Origin of the sequence: Brachybacterium sp. P6-10-X1, assembly GCF_001969445.1 — a bacterium.
In the GTDB taxonomy this organism is placed as follows: domain Bacteria; phylum Actinomycetota; class Actinomycetes; order Actinomycetales; family Dermabacteraceae; genus Brachybacterium.
The window spans coordinates 2,664,691-2,688,815 of record NZ_CP017297.1 but is presented as its reverse complement, the minus strand read 5'-3'; the positions used below and the strand labels follow the sequence as shown (position 1 = coordinate 2,688,815).

The following is a 24,125-nucleotide window of genomic DNA, read 5'->3' as shown; positions in this document are numbered from 1 at the left end:
GAAAGACGAGCGATGACCTACCTGTTCGATGATCCGAAGACCTTCCCCGCCGACGCCGTGGAAGGCCTCGTGGCCGCCCATCCCGAGGAGCTGCTGCAGGTCCACGGCGGCGTGGTGCGCAAGGACGCCACGCCGACGGGGCAGCCGGCCCTCGTGGTCGGCGGCGGCTCCGGCCACTACCCGGCCTTCGCCGGCTGGGTCGGGCCCGGCTTCGCCCACGGCGCCCCGTGCGGGAACATCTTCTCCTCCCCGTCGGCCGACCAGGTCTACTCCGTCGCCCGCAACGCGGCGGGCGACGGCGGCGTGATCCTCGGCTTCGGCCACTACGCCGGGGACGTCCTGCACTTCGGCGTCGCCGCCGAGAAGCTGCGCGCCGAGGGCATCGACGTGCGCATCGTCGCCGTGAGCGATGACGTCGCCTCCGGGGACGAGGGCGACCATCGGGATCGCCGCGGCATCGCCGGTGACCTGCCGGTGTTCAAGATCGCCGGCGCCGCCATCCAGGCCGGTGCCGACCTCGACGACGCCGAGCGACTGGCCTGGAAGGCCAACGACGCCACCCGCTCGCTCGGGGTCGCCTTCGACGGCTGCACGCTGCCCGGGGCCGATGACGCCCTGTTCCACGTCCCGGAGGGCACGATGGCGATCGGACTGGGCATCCACGGCGAGCCGGGCATCGACGAGAAGCCCATGCCCTCGGCCGCGGAGCTCGCGAAGATCCTGGTCGACGGGGTGCTTCAGGAGACCCCGGAGCTCGACTCCACGCGCGTCGCCGTGGTCCTGAACGGATTGGGCACCGTGAAGTACGAGGAGATGTTCGTCGTGTGGAAGCACGTCGCGGAGCTCCTCGCCGAGGCCGGGCTGACCGTGGTGCGCCCCGAGATCGGTGAACACGTGACCAGCCTCGACATGGCCGGTCTGTCGCTGACCGTGATGCGCTTGGACGAGGAGCTCGAGCAGCACTGGCTGGCCCCCGCCGACACCCCCGCCTTCCGCCGCGGCGGCACCGTCCAGGGCGATCTCGGGCAAGAGCGCGGCGAGGTCTACACCCCCGGTGAGGATCCGATCCCGGAGGCCTCCGAGCAGTCCCGCTCCAGCGCCGCGAAGGTCACCGAGATCCTCGGGGACGTCGAGACGCTGCTCGAGGAGCTCGAGCCCGAGCTGGGCCGGATGGACGCGATCGCCGGGGACGGCGACCACGGCCAGGGCATGGTGCTCGGCATCCGCGCCGCGCGCGCCACCGCGCAGCGTGCCACCGAGGCCGGAGCCGGCGCCCGCACCGTGCTGGTGCAGGCCGGGGCCTCCTGGTCCGCCGAGGCGGGTGGCACCTCCGGGGCCCTCTGGGGCGCGGCGCTGACCAGTGTGGGCAGCGCCTTCTCCGACCAGGAGAAGGTCACCGATGAGCAGATCGTCACCGCGCTGGTGCAGGCGGTCGAGGCCGTCGAGCGCCTCGGCGGGGCCGAGCCCGGGGACAAGACCATGGTCGACGCCGCCGTACCCTTCCGGGAGAGCCTGGCCGGGGCGACCGGGACGGCCGGGGAGGCCATCACGGTCGCCGCCGGCAAGGCCACCGCGGCCGCCGAGGCCACGGCGGACATCGTGGCCCACAAGGGTCGTGCCCGCACCCACGGTGAGAAGTCCGTGGGCACCGCCGATCCGGGCGCGATCTCCTTCTCGAAGATCGTCACCCTGCTCGGTCAGAAGCTGTCCGCCTGAGGGCAGCACTGGAACATTCCGCGACCGGCGGGCGTTGTCCTCGACGGGGGCACGGACCACGTACACGTCATCACCCACGTACACGTCATCACGAAGGAGCAATCATGGGCTGGAAGATCGTCACCGGATCCGACAACGCCGGGTTCGGCCACAAGAGCGCGCTGAAGGAGCTGCTGGAGAGCGACTCCCGCGTCGAGTCGGTCGTCGACGTCGGCGTCACCGGCCGCGAGGACGGCACCTACTACCCGAACGTCGCCGTCGAGGCCGCGGAGAAGATCGCCGCCGGCGAGGCCGACCGCGCGCTGCTGATCTGCGGCACCGGCCTGGGCGTCGCGATCGCGGCCAACAAGGTCCCCGGCGTCCGTGCCGTGACCGCCGACGACCTGTACTCCGTGCAGCGCTCCGTGCTCTCGAACAATGCGCAGGTGCTGTGCATGGGCGAGCGCGTGGTCGGCCTCGAGCTGGCCAAGGAGCTGGTCAAGGTGTGGCTGGACCTCGAGTTCGACCCGAACTCGTCCTCCGCCGCGAAGGTGGACGCGATCTGCGCCTACGACGGGTCGCTCGACAAGGGCTGAGGCCCACCTCCACTCCGCCGATCCCTGCGTGCGGTCTGACGTGTCGGATGCGACCCCCGTATCCGACACGTCAGACCGCACGCTCGGTGGGACAGCCCCGCCTGCTGTGACGGGATGGGACAGGCCTGCCTGCTGCGACGGAGCGGGCAGCCCCGGTCGGCTCGACTGCTCTACTCCGCCAGGGCGCGCCCGCGCTGCTCGGGCAGGGTGAAGGCGGCCGCCGCGGCGAGGGCGAAGGCGACCGCGAAGCCGACGAACGCGAGCGCCTGCCCGCCGGTCACGACCAGCACCGGCACCAGGAACGGCGCGAGCATCGAGGCGATCCGCCCGAAGGCGGCGGCCGCACCCGTGCCGGTGCCGCGCACGGCCGTGGGGTACAGCTCCGGGCCGATCGCGTACAGCGCGCCCCAGGCCCCGAGGTTGAAGAAGCTCAGCAGGCACCCGGCCACCAAGATCATGGCCTCGCTGTCCGCCAGGCCGTAGCCCGTCGCGGCGAGGGCGGAGCCGGCCAGGAAGAGGGTCAACGTCCAGCGCCGCCCGAGCACCTCGATCAGCCAGGCCGCCATCGCGTAGCCGGGGATCTGGGCGAGCGTGATGATCAGCGTGAACGTGAAGGACTGGGTGAGGGTGAACCCGCGGTCCACCAGCAGCGTCGGGATCCAGATGAAGGCGCCGTAGTAGGCCAGGTTGATGCAGAACCACACCGCCCACAGCCCGGCCGTGCGCCGCCGCAGCGCCCGTGACCAGATGCCGCCGGTGGCCCGCACCTGATCGGCCACGGGGACGTCGCCGACGGCACCGGGCTCGGCAGGAGCCGCACCCCCGGGCACGTCGACGCCCGCGCTGCGCTCGAACTCCACGACCACCGACTCGGCCTGCTCATGGTGCCCGACCTTCTCCAGGTAGCGCACCGACTCCGGCATGCCCAGCCGGATGACCAGCGAGTACACGGCGGGGACCAGGCCGACCGCGAGGGCCCAGCGCCACCCCGTCGGCCCCGACGCGGCGACGAAGGTGCCGATCACCGCGGCGAGGATCCAGCCCAGTGCCCAGAACGCCTCGAGCCAGACGATCACGCGGCCGCGGATCCGGGCGGGGGCGAACTCGCTCATGAGGGTGGAGGCCACCGGCAGCTCCGCGCCCAGGCCCAGACCCACGATGAACCTCAGCACGATCAGCGCGCCCACACCCGTCGCCACCGCCGACGCTCCGGTGGCGAGACCGTAGACCAGCAGGGTGAGGGCGAAGACGCTGCGTCGGCCGATCCGGTCGGCCAGCAGCCAGCCGACGCTCGCGCCGATCGCCATCCCGGCGAAGCCGGCCGAGGCGATCACGGAGCCGTCGCCCTTGGAGATGCCCCAGTGCACGCTGAGCGCGGCGATCACGAAGGAGATCAGGCCGACGTCCATCGCATCGAGCGCCCAGCCGATCCCGGAGGCGCCCAGCAGCTTGGCGTGCTTGCGGGTGAACGGGAGACGGTCCAGGCGCTGGGACCGCGTCAGGGCCGGGCTGTCGGCGGGGAGCTGCGATGCGGAAGACGTCATCGGGGTCACGCGCGGGCCTGGAGCGGCGGCGACGACGGTCGGTGCCCGGAGGAGGCGAGGTCCAGCTCGGCCTCCCCCCGCAGTACCGCGAGGGCACGCCGGGCCCGCGCACCACCCCAGATCGAGAGGATCTCGGCATCGGACTCGTCGATCAGCGCCCAGTCGTCGAGCTCCTCGGCCTGCGGGACGATGCGGGCCTCGAGCTCGGCGCGGGGGATCACTCCGGCGTCGAACACGAAGTGCACGCCCATCGGGGCGCTGCGCACTGCGCTGGAGGGCAGCCAGTCGATCGCGAGCAGCCGCCCGATCCCGACGTCGAGGCCGAGCTCCTCGGCCACCTCGCGCCGGGCGCACTCGCGCGGGTCCTCCCCGGGGTCGACGCCGCCGCCGGGCAGCAGCCAGTGGTCGCGGTAGTTCGGCTTCTCGACCACGAAATGTCCGTGCTCGTCGCGCAGGATGACCGACCCGGAGCTGATGACCTTGGGCAGGGTCGCGAAGTAGGCAGGGTCCGGGAGCAGTCGGGGCATGGGTCCATCGTGGCACCTGCGGGCGGTGGCGGCGGCGTCGGACCGAGGTGTGTCCGCCCCCGGCCGCTTCAGGCACCTCGGCCGCCTCGGGCGTGCGGCCGACTCGGGCGCGTGGCGCCGCCGGGTCGGGCCTGCCTCAGCGCGCGGCGTCGTCGATCGGCCGGAACCGCACCGCCGTCCCGGGGGCGGCCTGCGCGAGCCGGTCGATCCCTGTGCGGGGGACGACGCCGATGACGGGATACCCGCCGGTGGTGGGATGGTCGGGCCCGAACACGACGGGCAGGCCCGACGGCGGCACCTGGATCGCGCCGGGCACCATCGCCTCGCTGGGCAGCGACGCGCCTCCGTCCGGCACCGGCAGGGAGGGCCCGTCCAGGCGCACACCGATCCGATCGGAGTCCGAGCGCACGGTCCAATCCGTGCCGAGCAGGGCCTTCATCGCGTCCCGGCCGAGCAGTTCGTCCCGCGGCCCGGGGAGCATGGGGATCTCGAGCGGCGTCGGGTCCGAGGCGACCTGGCCCGTCCGGGAACGCCCGGCGGCCGGCCGGTCCGGCTCATCGACCTCGCCCCCGTCGTCCGGGTCCCTGTCGTCGGCGTCGTCCGCACCGGCTGGGTCGCCCGCGCTCCCGGGGGTCTCCTCGAGCGCCGGGGCGTAGGGGGCCGGGACGGCGTCCAGTCCGCTCGTCTCCCCGGCCAGGAGCACGTCACCGGCTTCGAGCGGGGCAGGGCCCAGGCCCGACAGGGTGTCCCGGGACAGCGATCCCAGCACCGGGGCGTCGGCGGCGTCGAGGGTGCTGTCGGGCGTGTCGGACCGCTCCGCCCAGGGGGTGTCGCCGGTTCCGTCGGCCTGTTCATGACGGCGCACCCCACGGATCCCGCCGCGCACCGCGAGCACCAGCCGCAGCCCGTGGACGACCGGACCCAGCTCCAGCTCATCGCCGGGATCCAGGGCGATCGGCACGTCCCGGTCGCTCCCGGCGGGCACCTCGATCTCCGAGCCCTCCGGATCCGAGCGGTGCACCGTGAGCGCGGCCTCCGCCCCGGCCACGGCCACGATGGTCGGGGCGAGGGCCCGCACGCGCAGCGGCCCGGCCAGGGCCTCGAGGACTGCGGCGTGCGCGGGATTGCCGACGGCGAGATCGGCCCGCACCAGGGCTCCGCGGTCGAAGGCGCCCGAGGGGCTCACGCCGATCGCACCCTGACCGGGTCGCCCGCCGTCCTGCAGCAGGAGTCGGGGTCCGGGGGAGAGGACCTCGAGCGCGGTCGTCGTGCGTGCGGTGGAGTCCGCGGCCTGCTGCCGACGCCGGGCCAGTCGCTCGGAGACCGTGGCGGCCCCGCGGCGTGACCTGGTCAGAGCGCTGGCGGTGCCGGAGAGGCGCGCGGAGGGACGCTGGGCGGTGAAGCGCACGCGGGTGCCGGGCGTCAGCAGCGCCGGCGGGGTGCGGGTGACGTCGAACAGCTCCGCCTCGGTGCGGCCGATCAGCTGCCAGCCGCCCGGGGAGGACCGAGGGTAGATGCCGCAGTAGCGGGAGGCGAGGCCGACGGCGCCGGACGGGACGGCGGTGCGCGGCTCGGCGCGGCGCGGCACGTCCCACGGGGGCGCATCGGGGTCCGCCTCGGGTCCGCTGCCGTCCTCGGCGGATCCGTCGTCGGGACGGGACCGGTCGATGCCGCGGAGGTCGTCGCCGGCGACCAGATAGGGGAAGCCCGGGGCGAAACCGCCGAAGGCCACCGTCCAGACGGCGCCGGTGTGCGCCCTGATCAGCGCGTCCGTGCTCATCCCGAGCAGCTGCGCCGTCTCGGCGAGGTCCTCCCCGTCGTAGGTCACCGAGAGGGTCTGCTCGTCGGCGTCGGAGTGCTCCGCGGCCGGGGCGGGAAGGTGCCGCAGCAGGTCGGCGAGGTCCTGGAGGTCGCGGGGTGCGGTGCCGGCCAGCAGCAGAGTGCGCTCGGCGGGCACGAGGTCCACCAGGTGCGGGAGCTCCAGCGCACGGAGGGACTCTGCGGCGGCGAGCACGGCGGCCGTGTCCGGGTACTCCGCCAGCAGAGCGGCCTCCCCGGCGCGGTGGGTCGCCAGCGGCGGCGGCAGCCGATCTCCGGGAGCGGCCGCGCCGGCCGCAGCATGCCCGCCGGTCACAGCGCCGGCTCCAGTCTCACGCCGACGCCCTCGAGATCGGAGCGGACGGCACGGGCGAGCCCGACCGCGCCGGCGGTGTCCCCGTGCAGGCACAGCGAGCGGACCGGCAGCTCCCGCCAGCTCCCGTCGGCCGTGCGCACCCGCTGCTCGGTCGCGATCGAGCGTGCCTGGGCCGTGACGGCCGCCGGGTCGGTGAGCACCGCGCCGGGACGGCTGCGCGGCGTGAGGGTGCCGTCGGGGAGGTAGGCACGGTCGGCGAACCCCTCGAGCACCACCTCGATCCCGGCTCCGTGCGCCGCGTCGACGGCGACGGCGCCCGGGGCGGTGACCAGCGGCAGCTGCCCGCCGAGCTCGCGGAGCGCTGCCACCACCGCGGCGGACTGCCCCTGGTGGTGGGCCAGGGCGTTGTAGAGCGCGCCGTGCGGCTTCACGCCCCGCACGCTCGTGCCCTCCGCCGCGGCCATCGCCTGCAGGGCCCCGACCTGGATGATCACCAGATCGGTGAGGTCGTCCGGAGCGATGTCCAGGAAGCGTCGGCCGAAACCGCCGAGGTCCGGGTAGGCGACGTGCGCGGTGATCGCCACGCCTCGGGCGGCGGCGGCGCGACAGGCCGCGCGCATCGTGCCGCCATCCCCGGCGTGCCCCCCGCAGGCGATGTTCGCGGTGGTCACGACATCGAGCATGGCCGCATCATCCCCGAGGGACCAGTCGCCGTAGCCCTCCCCGAGATCGGCGTTGAGGTCGAGCACGCTGGCGGTGACGGTCATCGGGGCGACTCCTTCGCGAGGGCGGCGGTGCGCCTCCATTGTCCGTCATCTGTCCGTCGTCATCTGTCCGTCATCGGGCATCGTGAGGCCCGGGGAGCCGCGATGGCCGTGCTCCGGTCGCCCCGTGGTCGGGTCCCTCGCAGGCCCGGCACGGGCCGGATACTGTCGGAGCATGACCCCGCGCCCCGCCGACCGGCACGGCACCTCGGACGCCGGCGGCGAGCACGGCAGAGAGGACGCGATCCCATGGTGAGCCTTCCGCCGCTGGTCGAGCCCGGCCCCGAGCTGACCGGTGCCCAGATCGACCGCTACCGCCGCCAGATCACCCTCGCCGCGATCGGCACCCTCGGCCAACGTCGCCTGCGCGCCGCCCGCGTGCTCGTCGTCGGCGCCGGGGGCCTGGGCACCCCGGCCCTGCAGTACCTCGCCGGCGCCGGCATCGGCGCGCTCGGCATCGTCGACGACGACGTCGTGGACCTGTCCAACCTGCACCGCCAGGTCATCCACGGCACCGACGCCCTGGGGACGGCGAAGGTCGACTCCGCCGCGGCCGCGGTGCGCCGGATCAATCCCGAGGTCACGGTCGAGCCCCATCATCTGCATCTGGACGCCGGCAATGTCGTCGACCTGGTGCGCGGCTACGACCTCGTGCTCGACGGCGCCGACAACTTCGCCACCCGCTACCTGGTGGCCGACGCCAGCGAGATCACCGGCGTACCCGTCGTGTGGGGATCGATCCTGCGCCACCACGGGCAGGTCAGCGTGTTCTGGCCAGGACGCGGCGCCCACTACCGTGATGTGTTCCCCGAGCCTCCGGCGCCCGGCGAGGCCCCCTCCTGCGCCGAGGCCGGGGTGCTGGGCACCTTGCCCGGGATCACCGGCACGATCATGGCCTCCCAGGTGATCCAGCTGGTCACCGGCACGGGCACGCCCCTCGTCGGCACGCTGGCGCTGTGGGACGAGGCGACCAGCTCGACCCGCTCGCTGCGCATCGAGCGCAATCCCCAGCGGGCACCGGCGACGCGGGTCGAGGCGCCCGCCGCGTCGGATCCGGCCTGCCAGGTGGGTGGCCCGAGCGCCGCCGAGACCGTCGACGTACCGGCCCTGCGCAGCCTGCTTCCCACCGGCGTCACCGTGATCGACGTGCGCGAGCCGTGGGAGACCGCGGCGGGCACGATCGAGGGCGCGGTGACCATCCCGCTGGGAGAGGTGCTCGCCCGCGGCACCGAGGCGCTGCCCGACGGCGTCGGCGGCGGCGAGGTGGTCCTGTACTGCCAGGGCGGGACGCGCTCCGCCCAGGCTCTCGAGCATCTGCGGCCGGCCTGGAGCGGCCGCGAGGGGCACCTGCGTCACCTCGCGGGCGGCTACGCGGCCTGGGTCACGGCGCCACCGGGCTGGTGAGGTCGATGGGGGCCGCACGACGATAATCCGCCACCGAGCAGGGCCACTCGCAGAGAGGCTCTAGTGGCGATGGGCGGTCGAGCACGTCCGGCAATGGCGCTGGATCGATCTCGGCGAAGAATGACGAGCAGATCGATTCGCGGTCACCGCAGAGTGTCGTCTTTCCCTTGTGATCTGCGCCGTCGAGCCCGCCTCCCGAGAAGTATCCCCGTCAGGGATCCGCTGAATACGAAGAGGAAGATAACAAGAAGTGATGGCGTCATAGTTCAGCAATGCGTGGAGACCCAGGTCCAGAACACGGCTTCGCCGAGGCCCACGAGGATCGCAATGGCCGGATTCACGGCGATGAGAGTGAGCGCGTACGCCCATGTCGCGGCGTGACCATATCCGATCACTGTGGTGAGATACGGGCAGACGTCCGATGCGCTGATCCCGTACGCGCTCGGCCCGGACAGGGCGGAGAGGTCCTCGTCGCTCGCTCGGTTCAGCATGTCCTGGAGCTTGGTCGTGAGGTCGCCGACGTTTTTCGTGGTGATGGAGCCGTCGGGATCCGTGGTCGTCAGATCGCCCGTGTCGCAGTTCAGTCGCGCACTGAACGTGCCGTGCCCGGAGATTGTTTCTGTCGTCTCGACGACGCCATGTTTTGTGCCACCAGCGAAAGCCGGGACCTCCGTCCGATCGACGCCATCGAGTGCGGGAGCGTCCGTGGAATCGTCTGCGTGAGCAATTGCAGGGATTCCGAGCACAGTCAAGAGAGTTGCACTTCCGACCCCGGTGAACAGCTGTCGACGCTTCATTGCGACCTCCGCTTCGTATGGGATGTGCTATTTCGCGGTACGCAGCGCGTCGTGGCTCGAATGTCCTGTACTTCACCGTCGCATCGAGACGGGAGAAGGTCAAACCGGCCTGAGCTCGAGCACTGTCGGCGAGCACCGTGGAGAAAGCGCGGCCGGACGTGGCTCGCGTCTCCGGTACGTCGTAGCGGATGCCCCCGGGTGATTCACGCGTGGGACACGGCCGCCGGCACCCAGCTCGCCAGCACGTTCTCCAGCCGCCCGTGCAGGCGCATCGTGGCATCGGGGTCAGCGCGGGTGGGCCCGTCGTTGAGGATCACGACGGGCTTGTGCCGGCGACCCGCAGCGCGCACGAACCGCAGCCCGGACTGCACGGTCAGGCTCGAGCCGAGCACCAGCAGCACCTCCGCGTCCTCGAGCGCGGCGAAGGCCGAGGTGACGACCTCGCCCCGGGCGGACTCCCCGAAGAACACCACGTCGGGCTTGAGGATCCCGCCGCACAGCGGGCAGGGCGGGTAGCGGAAGCTGCTGGTGCGGTCCACCTCGGCGTCCCCGTCGGGCGCCTGGGCGGCGTCGGCCGCCAGATCCGGCAGCCGGGCGGCGAGCCCGGGGTTCATCGTGAGCATCCGTGAGTGCAGCGCGGCACGGGAGGAGAGGGCCTCGCAGCGCTGGCAGCGCACCCGGTCCAGGCGGCCGTGCAGATCGATCACCGGTGCGGATCCGGCGGCCTGGTGCAGTCCGTCGACGTTCTGGGTGATCACCGCCGTCGGCGTGAAGACCGCGGCGCCGAGCTGCGCGAGGAGGCGGTGGGAGCGGCCGGGCCGGGCCCGGTTGAACTGCTCCCAGCCGACGGTGGAGCGCGCCCAGTAGCGGCGCCGTGCCAGGTCGTGTCCCATGAACTCCTGGAAGGTCATGGGGGAGCGGGGCACGGCGTCGCGGCCGCGGTAGTCCGGCAGGCCGGAGCCGGTGGACATGCCCGCGCCGGTCAGCACCGCGACCGGGCGGCCGCGCAGCAGCTCGAGGGCCTCGGAGATCGCGGAGCGTGGGCTCCGGCGTCCGTACTCGGCGCCGACCATCGGGCCCCAGGCGGTCATCCGGGGGCCGCCGCGGGTGGGGCCGGGGCCGTCCAGGGGCGCGGTGGTGGCGGTCGAGAACCACCGCCCGACGTCGGCGGCGGGCCCGGCGCGACCGGAGCCGGCCGCGTCCTCACCGCCGCCCGGTGCCCGCTCGCTGCTCATCCGTCGAGCGTAGGCGGCTCCGAGCGGGCTCCGGGGGAATCATCGCTCGGCCGATCGCGAACGCCGGTGCTCTCGCCCGGCCGCCCGGGCCGGACACGGGCGTCCCGCGCTCCGCTGGTGGTGGCGCGGCGTCGGGCGCGCAGTCGCTGGGCTATCAGCCCGATCGCGGCGAGGACCCCCAGGGCCCCGATGATCAGGGAGTAGATCCGCACGAAGCCCTCGAGCAGCTCGCCGCCGGCGAGGCCGAACCAGTAGCCGGCCACCACGAACACGGCATTCCAGATCCCCGACCCCAGTCCGGTGGCCAGGGCGAACAGCGATACCGGCATGCGCTCGACCCCGGCCGGGATCGAGATGACCGTGCGCACCATGGGCACGAAGCGGGCCAGCGCCACCGCCGGGAACCCGAAGCGGTCGAAGAACCGCAGGGCACGGTCGACGTCCTGCTGCTCCAGCAGCGGGATCCGGTCGATCAGCGCACGCGTGCGACGCTCGCCCAGGGTGCGGCCGACGGCGTACACCCCGAGCCCGCCGAGCACCGAGCCGGCCGTCGTCCACAGGATCGGGACCAGCACGTGCTGGCCGTTCGCCGCGGCGGAGACCCCCGCGAAGGGCAGCAGCACCTCGCCGGGGACCGGAGGGAACAGTGCTTCGGCGGCGATGACCAGTGCGATGCCCGGCCCTCCCAGGAGCTCCATGAGTCCGATGGCCCACGCGGTGACGTCCACACCTGCCTCCGTCCGCGAGCTCCGCCGGTGCCGGGCACGCTAGCGCGGCCCGGTGGCGGGCAGGTGAACGGGTCGTGGCGGATGCGCGAGCTCCGGCATCGCCGCGCCGGGGGATCACTCCGCCGCGAGCGGCCCCGGCAGCGGCAGGATCCCTTCGGATCGGGCGCCCCAGACCGCCGGCAGCCCGGGCGCCGGCGGTCCGTCGTCCCATCCGGCCGACATCAGCGCGAGCGCGGTGAGCGTGCCGCCGTTCGCGGGCAGGTATGCGGGCAGGCCGGGGCGCTGCGGGAAGTGCCCGGCCTGGTCGCAGCGGTTCTTGCTCGTCTCCCGCAGCAGCGCGTCCACGGCGGTCTCCGGCCGCTGGAGCCGGGCCGCCGTCATGGCCAGGGCCGGGTAGTCCCAGCCCCAGGTGGAGTCCCAGTCCCAGTCCGCGAGCACGTCCTCCACGGCGCGTTCGGCCGCGGCGGCCGGGATCGTCCCGGTCGGTGGCACCATGCCGTAGGCGAGCAGGTGGGAGGGGTGATCGGAACGGTCCATCGCAGGGCCGTCGCGGAACGTGGCCAGCGTCCCGTCGGCGGTCAGGGGCGAGTGGACCCGTCGGGCCAGGGCGCTCAGCTGCCCGGCGTCCCGGGCACCGCGTCGGGCGCGCCACCGGTCGGCGATGCGCAGCGCCCAGGCCACGTAGGCGAGCTCGAAGGCCGGATCCTGCAGTGTGGCGCGGTCGGCCACGTGCCGCTCCTGGGCCCCGATCAGCGGCGGTCCCAGCCCCAGGTGCTCCCCGTCGGGCCGCAGCAGGTCGACCAGGCACAGGGCGCTCTGCTCGACCACCTCGACCAGGCCCGGATCGGCGGCGGCCGACGGATCCGCCCGGCGCAGCAGTTCGGCCAGGTGGATCGGATGGGGCTGCTGCCACAGCAGGAACGGCCCGATGTCGCTGGGGGACTCCCGCAGGTCAGGGCCGATCTGCTTGGGCCAGCGGGCACCTCGGCACCCTTGACGGCGCGCCGTCCCCCGCGCCACCGGCAGCGCAGCCGTGTAGAAGTCCAGGCTGCGGCGCAGGGACGCCGCGTCGCCCCACAGCGCGAAGTGGGCGGCGTGCCACCAGTGCATCTCGAGGTGGAACTTCCCGCGCCAGGAGTTCGCGAGCAGCCCCGTCTCCGCCGGCGGCAGCGTCCCGGCGGCGTGGACCCGCTGGATGTACCGGGAGAGCACCGCGCGGCGCTCGAGCTCGTGCGCCCGGGGATCCTCGGTGCGGCCCAGGTCGAGGATCCCGGTCGACTGCCAGGACGCGGACCAGGAGCGCGCCGACCGCTCCCGCACCGTCGCGGCCGTCAGGGCGTGGGCAGCGACCTCGGGACCGCCGCCCGCACCTGCTCCCGCGGCCGTCGACAGCGCGGGCGCCTCGATCGGCACCAGCTCGAGCACGACGTCCAGCGGGCCGGGGGCATCGCCCGCGCGCAGGCGCACCTCGTGCTGTGCGGTCTGCACCGTCGTCGCCCCGTTGACGTGGACGTCATAGGCCAGGTCGTCGATCCTTCGGCGGATCCGGCCACCGTCGCAGACCGTGGTGTGGGATCCGGGATCCTCCCAGCTCGCAGCCCGGTCCCAGGCCGTCGTGCCGGAGGGGAAGGTCAGCGCGAGGGACAACCCCGGGGTCTCGAGGCGCAGGGCGATCGCGGAGCGCTCCGGATCGGAGGCCGTGGTCACCGTGCATGATCGGCCCCGATACCGGAAGGTCGACCGGATGATCCCGCTGAACAGCTCGAGGTGCTGACTCGCGCCGGCCACGTCCGCGGCCGACGGGGACCGGCCGGTCCGGGAATCCACCAGGGCGAACCGCAGCAGCGAGACCTTGTGCGGGTTCTGCCGGTACCAGGCGGCCCCCGGTCCCGGGTCCTCGGTGCCTCCGGGCAGATCGAGGTACGCCGCCCTCCCGCGGGCGGAGTCGTAGGGACGCAGCAGCGACTCCCACGGCTGCGGTGGGCCGTCCGGCATCGTGTGCCAGCCCCACTCCGCGAGCGTGCCGATCCGGGTCTCCGCGCTGCCGGGTCCGGCGAGGGTCTGGGTGCCGGTCCGGTCCACGCCGGCGGCGAAGCTCCCGGTGCCGACGGAGAGGATCGCGTCGTCCGCGCCGGTCAGGTGCGGGTCGTGCCGGGAGATGACCGCACGGCGGTCGATCGAGGGCGGCCCAGTCTCGGCGCCCGTCATCCTGAGACCGCGGCGACGGCCTCGTCATGCCAGGCCTGGGCCGCCTCCTGAGCCGTCGCGTCCCCGAACAGCACCGAGTTCTGGTGGCGCGGCGTGATCTCCTCGACCTCCGTGGACCCGGCCGGGCCGATCCAGGTGGGCTTCAGGTCCATCTCGCCGAGCGCGGAGATGTACTCGACCTCCCGCTGCGCGGTGGCCGAGAGCTCGGGCAGGATCGCCTGCCGCACCGCCTCGACGGCCGGGACGCCGCGGTCGGTGAGGATCAGAGCGCCCGCCTCCGGGTCGTTGACCAGGAAGTTCACGAAGGATGCCGCAGCCTCGGGCGAGGCAGTGCGGGCGGAGATCGTGTAGAACTGCGAGGACTGCAGCCACACCCCGGCCTCGACGGATTCGCCGGGGACCTTCACGATCTCGAGCTCCGCACCGGAGGCCTCCGACAGCGCCGACAGCGAGCTGGACCAGGTGAGCATGAAGGCGGCGCGCCCCCGCCCGACGAGGGTCCGCTCCGGGCCGACGTCGGTGAGCTCGACGAGCTGATCGGCGCCGGGGGAGGCGCCGGAGTCCACGAGCTGTTTCGAGAACTCGAAGAAGGACTGCACGGTCTGGGCATCGACCCCGATCTCGCCGTCGCGGGTGTACAGGATCTGCCCGTGCTGGCGCGCCCACAGATCGATCGAGTCGTGGGTGAACACCGTCCCGGAGCCGTAGGTCCCCTCCGGGGTGTTCTCGCTGACGGCCGCGGAGATCTCGGCGAAGTCCTCCCAGGTCCAGGTCTCCGCATCCGGCGGTTCGACCCCCGCGGCCTCCAGCACCGCGGGGTTGACGATCATGCCGGGAGCGTTGATCCCGGTGGTCACAGCGACCTGGGTGCCGTCGACCTCACCGTTGGTGCGCGCCACGTCGTCCATCGCCGACAGGTCGAGCGCGTCCTCGACGGTGCCGAGGTCCAGCAGCACGTCCCGGGCCGCGTACTCGGCGGGGTAGGCGCCGCCCATGGTGATCACGTCGGGCTCGTCCCCGGCGGCGACCGCGGTGGCCAGCTTGTCGAAGTACCCGGAGATGTCCGTGGGCTCGCCGCTGACGTCCAGGTCGGGGTTCTTCTCGAGGAACAGGTCGATCACGGCCCGCGTGGTCTCGGCCCGCTCCGGGTTGCCCCACCAGGAGAAGCGCAGGGCGTCGCCGCCTCCGTCGGAGCCCCGCGAGACGCCGGGCCCGCAGGCGGCGAGGGTGGGCAGCGATCCGGCGGCAGCGAGCAGGGCGAGGGTGTGTCGGCGGGTGATCATCATCGATCCTTCCGGGGTGGCCGCATCCCCGGAAGGCCCGACGACGGATGCAGACTGAGACGTTTCAGTATTAGTTGCTGTGGCACACTAATGCGGGATCCGCGTCGGCACAAGGGTGCCGGTGCGTCCGTGGTCCACGCGGACCCGGGCCGCCGGCGCGTCCGTGGTCCACGCGGATCCAGGCCGTCGGCGCCGGAGCCCGATCGTCGGTCCGCGGCCTGGACCGTCGCGCCCCGGTGTCGGAGCGGGAGGTCGTGCCGCGTGTCGCGCCCGATGTCAGGGGGTCAGTGCGATTGCAACTTTGCATAACGATCGCTGAGCGTGATGCACCTGTGATGGATGTGGGTTGACACCAGCGCCGTCAAGCGCTTTCCTGAGGGGCATCGTCTCGTGGTCGATCCGGCGACGGGCGCTGAGCGCCGGACGTCCCGGCGCTCGAGATGAAACCTTTCATGACGGGACGGCCGCACAGAGCAGTACCGCCGACCGCGCCACCGCAGAGCGATCCCGGGATCGCTCGACCATCGCCCTCATTCCGCTGCACCCTCTGATCACAGGAGATCTGATGTTCACACGACGGAAGGCTCTCGCCCTCGGACTCGCGGTCCCTGGACTCGCCGGACTCGCCGCCTGCGGTCCGAACGCCGCCGGCGGCTCCGGTGGAGGCTCCGGGGAGGACGGCTCCGCCTCGCTCCGCCTGGCCTGGTGGGGCAACCCCGCCCGCAACGAGAACACCAAGAACGTCGTCGAGGCGTACAAGGAGGTCGCTCCCGACGTCACCATCTCCCAGGAGCCGGGGGAGTGGAGCGGCTACTGGGACAAGCTCGCCACCCAGACCGCCGGCGGCGACTTCCCCGACATCGTCCAGATGGACGAGAAGTATCTCGCCGAGTACGGCGGTCGCGGCGCGCTGCTCGACCTCGCCGAGGCGGGCCTGGACACCTCGGAGTTCGCCCCCGGATCGGTGGAGGTGGGCGAGCTGCCCGATGTCGGTCTCGCCGCCATCAACGCCGGGCTGAACGCCTTCGCCTTCCTCATCAACCCCGTGATCTTCGAGGAGGCCGGGGTCGAGATCCCCGACGACACCACCTGGACCTGGGACACCCTCCTGGACACGGCCGTGCAGATCTCGGAGGCCACCGAGGACGGCATCTACGGCATGACCCAGATGGGCATGATCCAGGGCCTGTTCCAGGTGTACGTGCGCCAATCCGGGCAGGACCAGTACAAGGACGGCGCCGCCGGCTTCGACGCGGAGACGGCGACCGCCTGGTTCGAGTACGCGAAGAAGATCCAGGAGACCGGGGCCGGCCCGGGGGCCAGCGTGTCCGTCGAGGACGCCTCCCGCTCGATGGACCAGGCGCTGTTCGGCACCGGCAAGGCGGCCATGACCGTGGCCTGGTCCAATCAGGTGGTCGCCCACGACGAACTCGTCCCCGAGGGCGTGACCGTGCTGCGACCGCCGTCGATGACCGGCTCCGCCGCCGACGCCGAGCTCTGGTACAAGGCCTCCATGTACTGGGCGGTCTCCGCCCAGTCGGCGAACCCCGAGGCGGCGGTGGCCTTCGTCGACTACCTCGTGAACTCGCCGGACGCCGGCAAGATCCTCTCGGTCGAGCGCGGCGTGCCCGGCAACCTCACCGTCCGTGAGGCGATCGTGCCGGATCTCGACGAGGCGAACACGAAGGCCGTCGACTATCTCGAGGCGATCGAGGAGGAGCTCGGCGATCCCCCGGAGATCACGCCCCAGGGCGGTGGCCAGTTCGAGGACATCCTCACCCGCGCCGGCGAGGAGATGCTCTTCGGCGAGCTGACCACGGCCGAGGCCGGCCAGCGCGTGCTCGACGACCTGACCACGGCCCTGGGTTGACAGACCCCGCGCCGCGTCGCCGTGCCCGGCGAGGCAGCCGCCCCCGCCGGGACGGCGACGCGGCCCCATCGACGAAGGGAATGAGCCTATGAGTGCGGTCGGAGAACTCACCCAGCTGGCGAAGAACCGCAAGAAGGGCGGTCCGAAGGAGAAGTATCCCGACAACAAGGCGGGTCTGGCGTTCATGGCCCCCTGGCTGCTGGGGTTCCTCGGGATCACGCTGATCCCGATGATCGCGTCCTTCGTGCTCGCCTTCACCGATTACAGCCTGCTGGCTCCGCCGGAGTTCACGGGCCTGGCCAACATCAAGCAGATGATCGGCGACTCCCGCCTGCACAACTCGCTGGTGGTCACGTTCATCTACGTGTTCGTCGGGACCCCGCTGCAACTGATCATGGCGCTGCTGCTGGCGGTGCTGCTGAACCAGGGGCTGAAGGGGCTGTCCTTCTACCGCTCCGTGTTCTACCTGCCCTCGCTGCTGGGCGGTTCGGTGGCCATCGCGATCCTGTGGCGCCAGATGTTCGGGGCCAACGGCCTGGTCAACCAGGTCGGGGCGATGCTCGGATTCGAGAACCTGCCCGGCTGGGTCTCCAATCCGGACACGGCGCTGGGCACGATCATCCTGTTGCACGTATGGACCTTCGGCTCGCCGATGATCATCTTCCTGGCCGGACTGCGACAGATCCCGGAGATGTACTACGAGGCCGCCGCCGTGGACGGTGCCTCGAAGCTGGCGCGGTTCTTCCGGATCACCATCCCGCTGCTGACGCCGATCATCTTCTTCAATGTCGTGCTGCAGGTGATCAACGCCTTCCAGTCCTTCACGCAGGCGTTCGTGGTCTCCGGCGGCACCGGCGGCCCGTCGGATTCGACGATGTTCTACACGCTGTACCTGTATCAGAAGGGCTTCACCCAGTTCGACATGGGATACGCCTCCGCGATGGCCTGGCTGTTGCTGATCATCGTCGGGATCTTCACGGCCATCAACTTCTTCGTCTCCAAGTTCTGGGTGTTCTACGATGACTGATCTGCAGAGCCGACCGACCCCCGCCCCGCTCACCGCCGACCAGGGGGCCGCCGCCCCGGTGCGTCGGCGCCGTCCGAAGCGGCTCGTGCGCCGCGCCCTGCGGCACGCGGTGATGATCATCGCGTCCCTCGTGATGATCTATCCGCTGCTGTGGATGGTGGTCTCCTCGTTGCGTCCCAACGACGAGATCTTCCGCAATCCCAGCTTGTTCCCGATCAGCTTCGACTTCTCCAACTACATCCGCGGCTGGGAATCCCTGGCCCAGCCGTTCTCCCACTACCTGATCAATTCGACGCTGCTGGTGCTGGGGTGCGTGGTCGGCAACCTGGTCGCCTGCTCGCTGACGGCCTACGCCTTCGCCCGGCTGAAGTTCTGGGGCCGGAACATCGCGTTCGCGGTCATGCTGATGACGTTGATGCTGCCGATCCATGTGGTGATCGTGCCGCAGTACATCATCTTCAGCCAGACCGGCTGGGTGAACACGATGCTGCCGCTGATCCTGCCGAAGTTCCTGGCCACGGATGCGTTCTTCGTGTTCCTCATGGTCCAGTTCATCCGCGGCATCCCCAAGGAGCTCGACGAGGCCGCGCGCATCGACGGCTGCGGACATTTCCGGATCTTCTTCCAGGTGATCCTGCCGCTCATGCTGCCGGCGCTGGCGACGACCACGATCTTCACCTTCATGTGGATGTGGAACGACTTCTTCGGGTCGCTGATCTACCTGACCACCCCGGACAACTTCACGGTGCCGCTGGCGCTGAAGTCCTTCCTGGACACCCAGGGCTCCTCCGACTGGGGGGCGATGTTCGCCATGTCGGTGGTCTCGTTGATCCCGCTGTTCCTGGTGTTCCTGTTCGGCCAGCGGTTCCTCATCAAGGGCTTCGCCACCACCGGCATCAAGTAGGTCCCCGTTCTTCCGCCCACCCCTCGTCCAGGAGTCCCATGCCCACCCGTTATGCCCTGATCGGTTCCGGCCACCGTGCCCAGATGTATCTCGACGCGATCGCCGGACCCCACGCCGACGTCGCCGAGCTGGTGGCGCTGCTGGACATCAACCCGACCCGCCGCGAGTTCCACCGCGACCGCCACGGCGCCTTCGCCGACGTGGTCCTGGCCGGTCCCGAGCAGCTCGAGGACGTCATCCGCGACCAGCGCGTGGACCGCGTCATCGTCACCAGCGTGGATCGGCTGCACGCCGAGCACGTGGTGCGGTCCCTGGAGGCCGGGGCCGACGTGGTGGTCGAGAAGCCCCTGACCATCGACGCCCCGTCGGCCCGCGCCATCGACGACGCGATCGACCGCACCGGACGCCGCGTGGTGGTGACCTTCAACTACCGCTACAGCCCCCGCAACACCGCGCTGAAGCAGGTCATCGCCTCCGGCGAGATCGGCGAGGTGGTCTCCGTGACCTTCGAGTGGGTGCTGGACGTCCAGCACGGCGCGGACTACTTCCGTCGCTGGCACCGCGAGAAGACCAACAGCGGCGGCCTGTTCGTCCACAAGGCCGCCCACCACTTCGATCTGGTGAACTGGTGGATCGCGGACACCCCCGTGCGGGTCTATGCGCGCGGCGGCCTGCGCTTCTACGGGGCCGAGGCGGCCGCCGAGCGCGGACGGCCGCCCCTGCCTGAGCGCGGCACCCACGACGGGCCGCACGATCCCTTCGAGCTGGACCTGCGCTCGGACGAGCGGCTCGAGGCCCTCTATCTCGAGGCGGAGCAGCACGACGGGTACCAGCGCGACCGGTCCGTGTTCGACGCCGGCATCACCACCGAGGACAACCTCACCGCGATCGTCGATTACGCCGGCGGTCCCGTCCTCACCTACGCCCTGACCGCCCACAGCCCCTGGGAGGGATACCGCGTGGCCGTGGGCGGCACGCGCGGCCGGGCCGAGCTCGAGGTGGTCGAGCGCGCCGAGGTGATCGCGAAGGACGGACCCGGACACTCCGCCATGCACGTGGACCCCAGCGCCGTCGCCGTGACGGCGGCCGATGCCGGAGCCCGGCAGCGCGGTGAGCATCTCGTGGTCCAGAAGCACTTCGAACCCGCCCGCGAGGTGGAGATCCCCGACGGGGTCGGAGGTCACGGCGGCGGCGACGCCCTGCTGCTGCGCGACGTGTTCGTGGGGCCCACGGACGATGAGCTGGGCCGACCCTCCGACCACCGCGACGGGTTCCGTGCGATCTCCGTCGGCATCTGCGGCAACGAGTCCCTCGCCACCGGGGGGCCGGTCGACGTCGCGGACTTCCTGGGCCTGGACCTGGGCCGCGGGGGGCACCGGGCCCCCGCCTCGGCCGCCTCCTCGTCGACCGGGGCCGTCCGGTGACCGTCGATCCCGCACGGATCGCGCTGATCGGGACCCGCGGCTTCGGCGCGGTGCACCTGCGCCGGCTCGCGCGCCTCGACGCCGCCGGGACGGCACGCCTGGTCGGGGTGGTCGACGTCGCCGAGTCGCCCGCGGAGCTCGCGGCGATCCACCACCGCAGTCTCGCCGCCCTGCTGGAGACCGTGCCCGTCGAGGACCGCCCCGAGATCGTCGTGATCGCCACCCCGATCGACACCCACGTGCCGCTGACCACCGAGGCCCTCGCCGCCGGGCTCGACGTCTACCTCGAGAAGCCGCCGGTCCCGGCACTGGCCGACCACGGAGAGCTGCTGGAGGCCGCCCGGGCCGCCCGACGCTCGGTGCAGGTCGGTTTCCAGGCCCGTGGCGGCACCGGCGTGGACCTGCTGCGCGAGGAGGTCGCCGCCGGCGCGTTCGGAGCGGATGTCGCGGTGCGGGCGTACGGCGCGTGGAGCCGGGACCGCGCCTACTACCGGCGCTCGGCCTGGGCGGGCCGGCGCCGCCTGGACGGCCGTCGCGTGGCCGACGGGGTCGCCACCAACCCGCTCGCCCATTCCGTGCACGCGGCCCTCGCGGTCGCCGGTATCGACGAGGTCGCCGACATCGCCGCGGTCACCACCGAGCTGCGCCGCGCCCACGACATCGAGGCCGACGACACCGCCTTCCTGCGGATCGAGCCGGCGGGCGAGGGGCCCGTGGTCCTCTGCGCCCTGACCACCACCGCGCCGGAGCAGTCCGCGCCCTGGATCGAGGTCACCGGCTCGGCCGGCAGCCACCGCCTGCTCTACACGGAGGACACCTCCGTGCGCGCCGCGGCGGACGGGACCGCCGCCGAGCTCAGCCACCAGCGGGCCGATCTGCTGGAGAACCTCATCGCTCACGTCCGCGACCGCGAGGTCCCGCTGATCTCCCCGCTGGCCGACACCGGCGCCTTCAGCGCCGTGCTGGAGGCGATCCAGTCCGCCCCGGACCCGACCCCGATCAGCGCCGGATCGGTCATCTGGCACGGCACGGGCGAGGCCGAGCATCCGGTGGTCGAGAACATCGAGCAGACCCTGCTCCGGGCCCTGGAGACCGGCCGCCCCTTCAGCGAGCTCGGCGTCCCCTGGGCCAGCGCAGCAGCCGTGCACACGTGGAGCCCGATCACCGCGGCCGGACCGGCGATGTCCCCCGGCGCCGCGTCCGCCTGACGCCTCCCACCCCCGCCCGGCGTCGGCCCCGTCCGGCGTCGACCCTCGTCCGGAAGTGAACGATGAGCAGCCACACCGTCCAGCAGGTCCTCGACGCCTCGACGCATCCGGACCCGGCCGCCCGGCCCATGATGCGCTGGTGGTGGTTCGGGCCGGACGTCGAGCGCGACGAGATCGATCGCGAGCTGCGTGCCATGGCCGCGGCCGGACTCGGCGGGGCGGAGATCGCGCTGGTGTACCCGCTGCGCCCGGACTCCCCGGAGTATCTCTCCCGCGAGGTGCTCGCCCACGTGCGCCACGCCGCCGAGCGAGCGCGCGAGCTGGGCCTGCGTCTGGACGTGACCCTCGGCAGCGGCTGGTCCTACGGCGGCGCCCACGTCGGCCCCGAGCACGCCTCGAGGCGCCTGCGCTGGGAGCGCCGGGACCTCGGGCCCCAGCCGCTGAGCCGGCAGCTCACGCCGTCCTGGCCCGGCGACGAGCTCGTCTCCGTCCACCTCGGGGACGGATCCCCGCCCGCAGGATGGACTCCCGTGCCCGTCCCGGGCGACCGCCTGGAGATCCCGGCCGGCCGCGGACCCCGCACCGTGCTGATCGCCTGGTCGGAGGTGACCGGGCAGCAGGTCAAGCGCGCCGCGGCGGGCGCCGAGGGACCGGTGGTCGACCACCTCAGCGCTGCTGCCGTGCGCCATCACCTCGACACGGTGGGCGGGGCCGTGCTGGATGCGGTGCCCGCGGAGCTGCTCGGCACCGTCTTCAGCGACAGCCTCGAGGTGTACGAGGCGGGATGGACCGCGGGTCTGCCCGCGCACTTCCGGGACCGACGCGGCTACGACCTGCTGCCCGTGCTGCACCTGCTGCAGGTCGACGGCCCCGGCGCCGCCGAGGTGCGCGAGGACTACGGGCGGACCCTCTCCGAGCTGGTCGAGGAGAACTTCGTGGCGGTGTGCCGGGACTGGGCGGAGGAGCACGGGGTCCGCTTCCGGCTGCAGGGTTACGGAGAACCGCCGATCACCCTCAGCGCCCAGCAGGGCGCCCACCTCATCGAGGGGGAGGGCGCCGGATGGACCGCGCTGACACAGTCCCGCTGGGCCTCCTCCGCCGCTCACCTCGCCCGGCGCGAGGTGGTCTCCAGCGAGGTCTGGACCTGGGCGCACTCCCCGTCCTTCCGCGCCGCGCCGCTGGATCTGCTGGGGGAGGCGCACGAGCACCTGCTGCTGGGGATCACGCACTTCGTGGGGCACGGCTGGCCCTACTCCGCGCCCGACGCGCCGGGTCTGGGCTGGACGTTCTACGCCGCCGGCGCCCTCGACGACCGCAACGCCTGGTGGCCCGCGATGCGCGAGCTCACCGCCCACCTCACCCGGATGTGCGCCGCCCTGCGCCAGGGGGAACCGGGCGCGGACGTCGCGCTGTACCTGCCCTACGCCGACGTCCGGGCCGCCCGCGGCGGCGGCCACGACCTGTGGCGCGCCTGCCGTGCCTACGTGGGGGAGCAGATCCCGGCCGCGATCCGCCGGAGCGGCTATGACCTCGACCTGGTCGACGACGACGCCCTGGCGGGCCTGGACCCGGCCGACTACCCCGTGGTGGTGCTGCCCCGGGTGGGTCGGCTCCCTGCCGCGGCGGCCGCCTGGCTGGACCGGGTGCGCGGGGCCGGCGGCACCGTGCTCGCCGTCGGCTCCCCGGCCTACCCGGCGGGAGTGCAGGTGGCGCTCGCGGACGACGCGGTCGACGACGCGCTGCTCGTCGATCACGCCGCCTTGTCCATGACCGCCGCCACCGGCGCCGCCGAGGGCGTCGGCGAGCCGGCCGTCGAGGGTGCGGAGGAGGCCGGCCTCGGCGCGGCGCTGTCGGCCGTCCTGCCCCCGCCGCTGCGGCTGACCGGCGACGGCGGGGAGGTGGGCACGGTGCGCCGACGTCTCGCTGACGGGGACCTGTATCTCCTGGCCAACACGGGTCCGGCCCGACGCGAGATCGAGGTCGCGGTGAGGGAGCCCCGTGCTGGGCTCGTGCTCCACGACCCGTCCGACGGCAGCACGCGCGCGCTCGCGCCGGACGCCGCCGCCCTGGTCCTGCACCCGTACCAGGCACTGCTCCTGCTCGCCACCGATGACGGGGCGGCACCGGAGGCTGCTCGGAGCCTCGCGGCCGCACCGCACGATGGCGTCCCGCAGGGCCCCGACGTGTCGTCCGGCCCTCTCGCGCTCACGGGCCCCTGGACGGCCCGCCGTCGGTGGGAGGAGCCGACGCCGATCGAGCTGCCGCACCTCCTGACGGGCACGGAGGCCGCCGACCTGCGACCGCTCGTGCTCGAGACGACGGTGACCATCGATCCGGCGACCGCGCGCGGGCCCCTGGTGCTCGATCTCGGGGAGGGCAGAGCCATCACCCGCACCGGCGGAGGCAGCGGATACCGGGCGCTGCTCGAGCCGCCGGTGCGAGAGATCGCGATCCTCGAGGTCGACGGAGAGGAGCTCGGCATCCTGTGGCGACCGCCGTACCGGCTCGATCTCACCGGGAAGCTCCCTGCCGGGACGTCCACGCTGCGCCTGCGGATCCTCGGCACCACGGCCGCGGCCGCCGCCACGGCGGAGCACACCGCGGCTGCGGAGGGCGTCGTGGACGCCGCCCAGGAGGCCTACGGGCGGCGGTTCCAGCAGCAGGAGATCGAGCGGATGCTCGACGGCGTCGCGACCGGTCTGCGCACCGTTCCCGTGCTGCATCGGGGGCCGCGCACCCTCTGAGCGACGCCCTCCCGGCCGGGAGATCCCGGACCG

18 protein-coding genes are annotated in these 24,125 nt (G+C 72.7%); 9 read left to right on the top strand and 9 right to left on the bottom strand.

All coding sequences use genetic code 11. The annotated features are described in order from the left end of the window. The first annotated feature begins 12 nt into the window (after nt 1-12). Both BH708_RS12055 and BH708_RS12050 read left to right on the top strand, forming a co-directional pair. Nucleotides 13-1,716 carry a dihydroxyacetone kinase family protein gene (locus BH708_RS12055; protein WP_076808979.1) on the top strand — a complete coding sequence of 568 codons (1,704 nt, stop codon included), beginning with the start codon at nt 13-15 and terminating at the stop codon, nt 1,714-1,716. 104 nt (nt 1,717-1,820) lie between these two features. After that, nucleotides 1,821-2,291 carry a ribose-5-phosphate isomerase gene (locus BH708_RS12050; RefSeq protein ID WP_076808976.1) on the top strand — a complete coding sequence of 157 codons (471 nt, stop codon included), beginning with the start codon at nt 1,821-1,823 and terminating at the stop codon, nt 2,289-2,291. A 170-nt stretch (nt 2,292-2,461) separates the two neighbouring features. Here BH708_RS12050 and BH708_RS12045 read toward each other — a convergent pair whose 3' ends face one another. The 4 genes from BH708_RS12045 to BH708_RS12030 form a co-directional block, all read right to left on the bottom strand. Then, nucleotides 2,462-3,835: an MFS transporter gene (locus tag BH708_RS12045; RefSeq protein ID WP_076811218.1), complete on the bottom strand. Its 1,374-nt coding sequence runs from the start codon at nt 3,833-3,835 to the stop codon at nt 2,462-2,464. Nucleotides 3,836-3,840: 5 nt separating this feature from the next. Then, nucleotides 3,841-4,362, bottom strand: coding sequence for an NUDIX hydrolase (locus BH708_RS12040; protein ID WP_076808974.1), 522 nt, complete (start codon nt 4,360-4,362; stop codon nt 3,841-3,843). 136 nt (nt 4,363-4,498) lie between these two features. After that, complete coding sequence (locus tag BH708_RS12035; protein ID WP_076808972.1) at nt 4,499-6,496, bottom strand: carboxyltransferase domain-containing protein; 1,998 nt, start codon at nt 6,494-6,496, stop codon at nt 4,499-4,501. Beyond that, nucleotides 6,493-7,263, bottom strand: coding sequence for a LamB/YcsF family protein (locus tag BH708_RS12030; protein ID WP_076808970.1), 771 nt, complete (start codon nt 7,261-7,263; stop codon nt 6,493-6,495). The genes BH708_RS12035 and BH708_RS12030 overlap by 4 nt, the downstream gene beginning before the upstream one ends. A gap of 246 nt (nt 7,264-7,509) precedes the next feature. Between BH708_RS12030 and BH708_RS12025 the strand changes: the two genes are divergently transcribed. Next, complete coding sequence (locus tag BH708_RS12025; protein ID WP_076808967.1) at nt 7,510-8,664, top strand: ThiF family adenylyltransferase; 1,155 nt, start codon at nt 7,510-7,512, stop codon at nt 8,662-8,664. 266 nt (nt 8,665-8,930) lie between these two features. On the opposite strand, the gene BH708_RS12020 is transcribed toward BH708_RS12025, so the two are convergent. The 5 genes from BH708_RS12020 to BH708_RS12000 all read right to left on the bottom strand — a co-directional run bounded on the left by BH708_RS12020 (nt 8,931) and on the right by BH708_RS12000 (nt 14,918). After that, nucleotides 8,931-9,461 carry a hypothetical protein gene (locus tag BH708_RS12020; RefSeq protein ID WP_076808965.1) on the bottom strand — a complete coding sequence of 177 codons (531 nt, stop codon included), beginning with the start codon at nt 9,459-9,461 and terminating at the stop codon, nt 8,931-8,933. A 203-nt stretch (nt 9,462-9,664) separates the two neighbouring features. Beyond that, nucleotides 9,665-10,696, bottom strand: coding sequence for a Sir2 family NAD-dependent protein deacetylase (locus BH708_RS12015; RefSeq protein WP_076808963.1), 1,032 nt, complete (start codon nt 10,694-10,696; stop codon nt 9,665-9,667). Continuing rightward, nucleotides 10,693-11,424, bottom strand: a complete 732-nt coding sequence (locus BH708_RS12010) for a DedA family protein (protein ID WP_083713548.1) — start codon at nt 11,422-11,424, stop codon at nt 10,693-10,695. Before BH708_RS12010 ends, BH708_RS12015 begins: the two co-directional genes overlap by 4 nt. Nucleotides 11,425-11,538: 114 nt before the next feature. Next, nucleotides 11,539-13,632, bottom strand: coding sequence for a hypothetical protein (locus BH708_RS12005; protein ID WP_076808961.1), 2,094 nt, complete (start codon nt 13,630-13,632; stop codon nt 11,539-11,541). Beyond that, nucleotides 13,629-14,918, bottom strand: a complete 1,290-nt coding sequence (locus tag BH708_RS12000; protein WP_157235925.1) for an ABC transporter substrate-binding protein — start codon at nt 14,916-14,918, stop codon at nt 13,629-13,631. The genes BH708_RS12005 and BH708_RS12000 overlap by 4 nt, the downstream gene beginning before the upstream one ends. Nucleotides 14,919-15,480: 562 nt before the next feature. Here BH708_RS12000 and BH708_RS11995 point away from each other — a divergent pair. From BH708_RS11995 to BH708_RS11970, 6 genes are all read left to right on the top strand, one after another. Next, complete coding sequence (locus BH708_RS11995; RefSeq protein WP_076808956.1) at nt 15,481-16,785, top strand: ABC transporter substrate-binding protein; 1,305 nt, start codon at nt 15,481-15,483, stop codon at nt 16,783-16,785. 88 nt (nt 16,786-16,873) lie between these two features. Further along, nucleotides 16,874-17,812, top strand: coding sequence for a carbohydrate ABC transporter permease (locus BH708_RS11990; RefSeq protein ID WP_076808955.1), 939 nt, complete (start codon nt 16,874-16,876; stop codon nt 17,810-17,812). Beyond that, a complete protein-coding gene (locus BH708_RS11985; protein ID WP_076808953.1) occupies nt 17,805-18,716 on the top strand; it encodes a carbohydrate ABC transporter permease in 912 nt (303 codons plus the stop codon). The genes BH708_RS11990 and BH708_RS11985 overlap by 8 nt, the downstream gene beginning before the upstream one ends. 38 nt (nt 18,717-18,754) lie before the next feature. Then, the gene (locus BH708_RS11980; protein ID WP_076808951.1) at nt 18,755-20,140 is read left to right on the top strand and encodes a Gfo/Idh/MocA family oxidoreductase; all 1,386 of its coding nucleotides are present in this window, start codon (nt 18,755-18,757) and stop codon (nt 20,138-20,140) included. Then, nucleotides 20,137-21,348: a Gfo/Idh/MocA family protein gene (locus BH708_RS11975; RefSeq protein ID WP_076808949.1), complete on the top strand. Its 1,212-nt coding sequence runs from the start codon at nt 20,137-20,139 to the stop codon at nt 21,346-21,348. The genes BH708_RS11980 and BH708_RS11975 overlap by 4 nt, the downstream gene beginning before the upstream one ends. A gap of 62 nt (nt 21,349-21,410) precedes the next feature. Then, complete coding sequence (locus tag BH708_RS11970; protein ID WP_076808947.1) at nt 21,411-24,092, top strand: glycosyl hydrolase; 2,682 nt, start codon at nt 21,411-21,413, stop codon at nt 24,090-24,092. Nucleotides 24,093-24,125 lie beyond the last annotated feature (33 nt).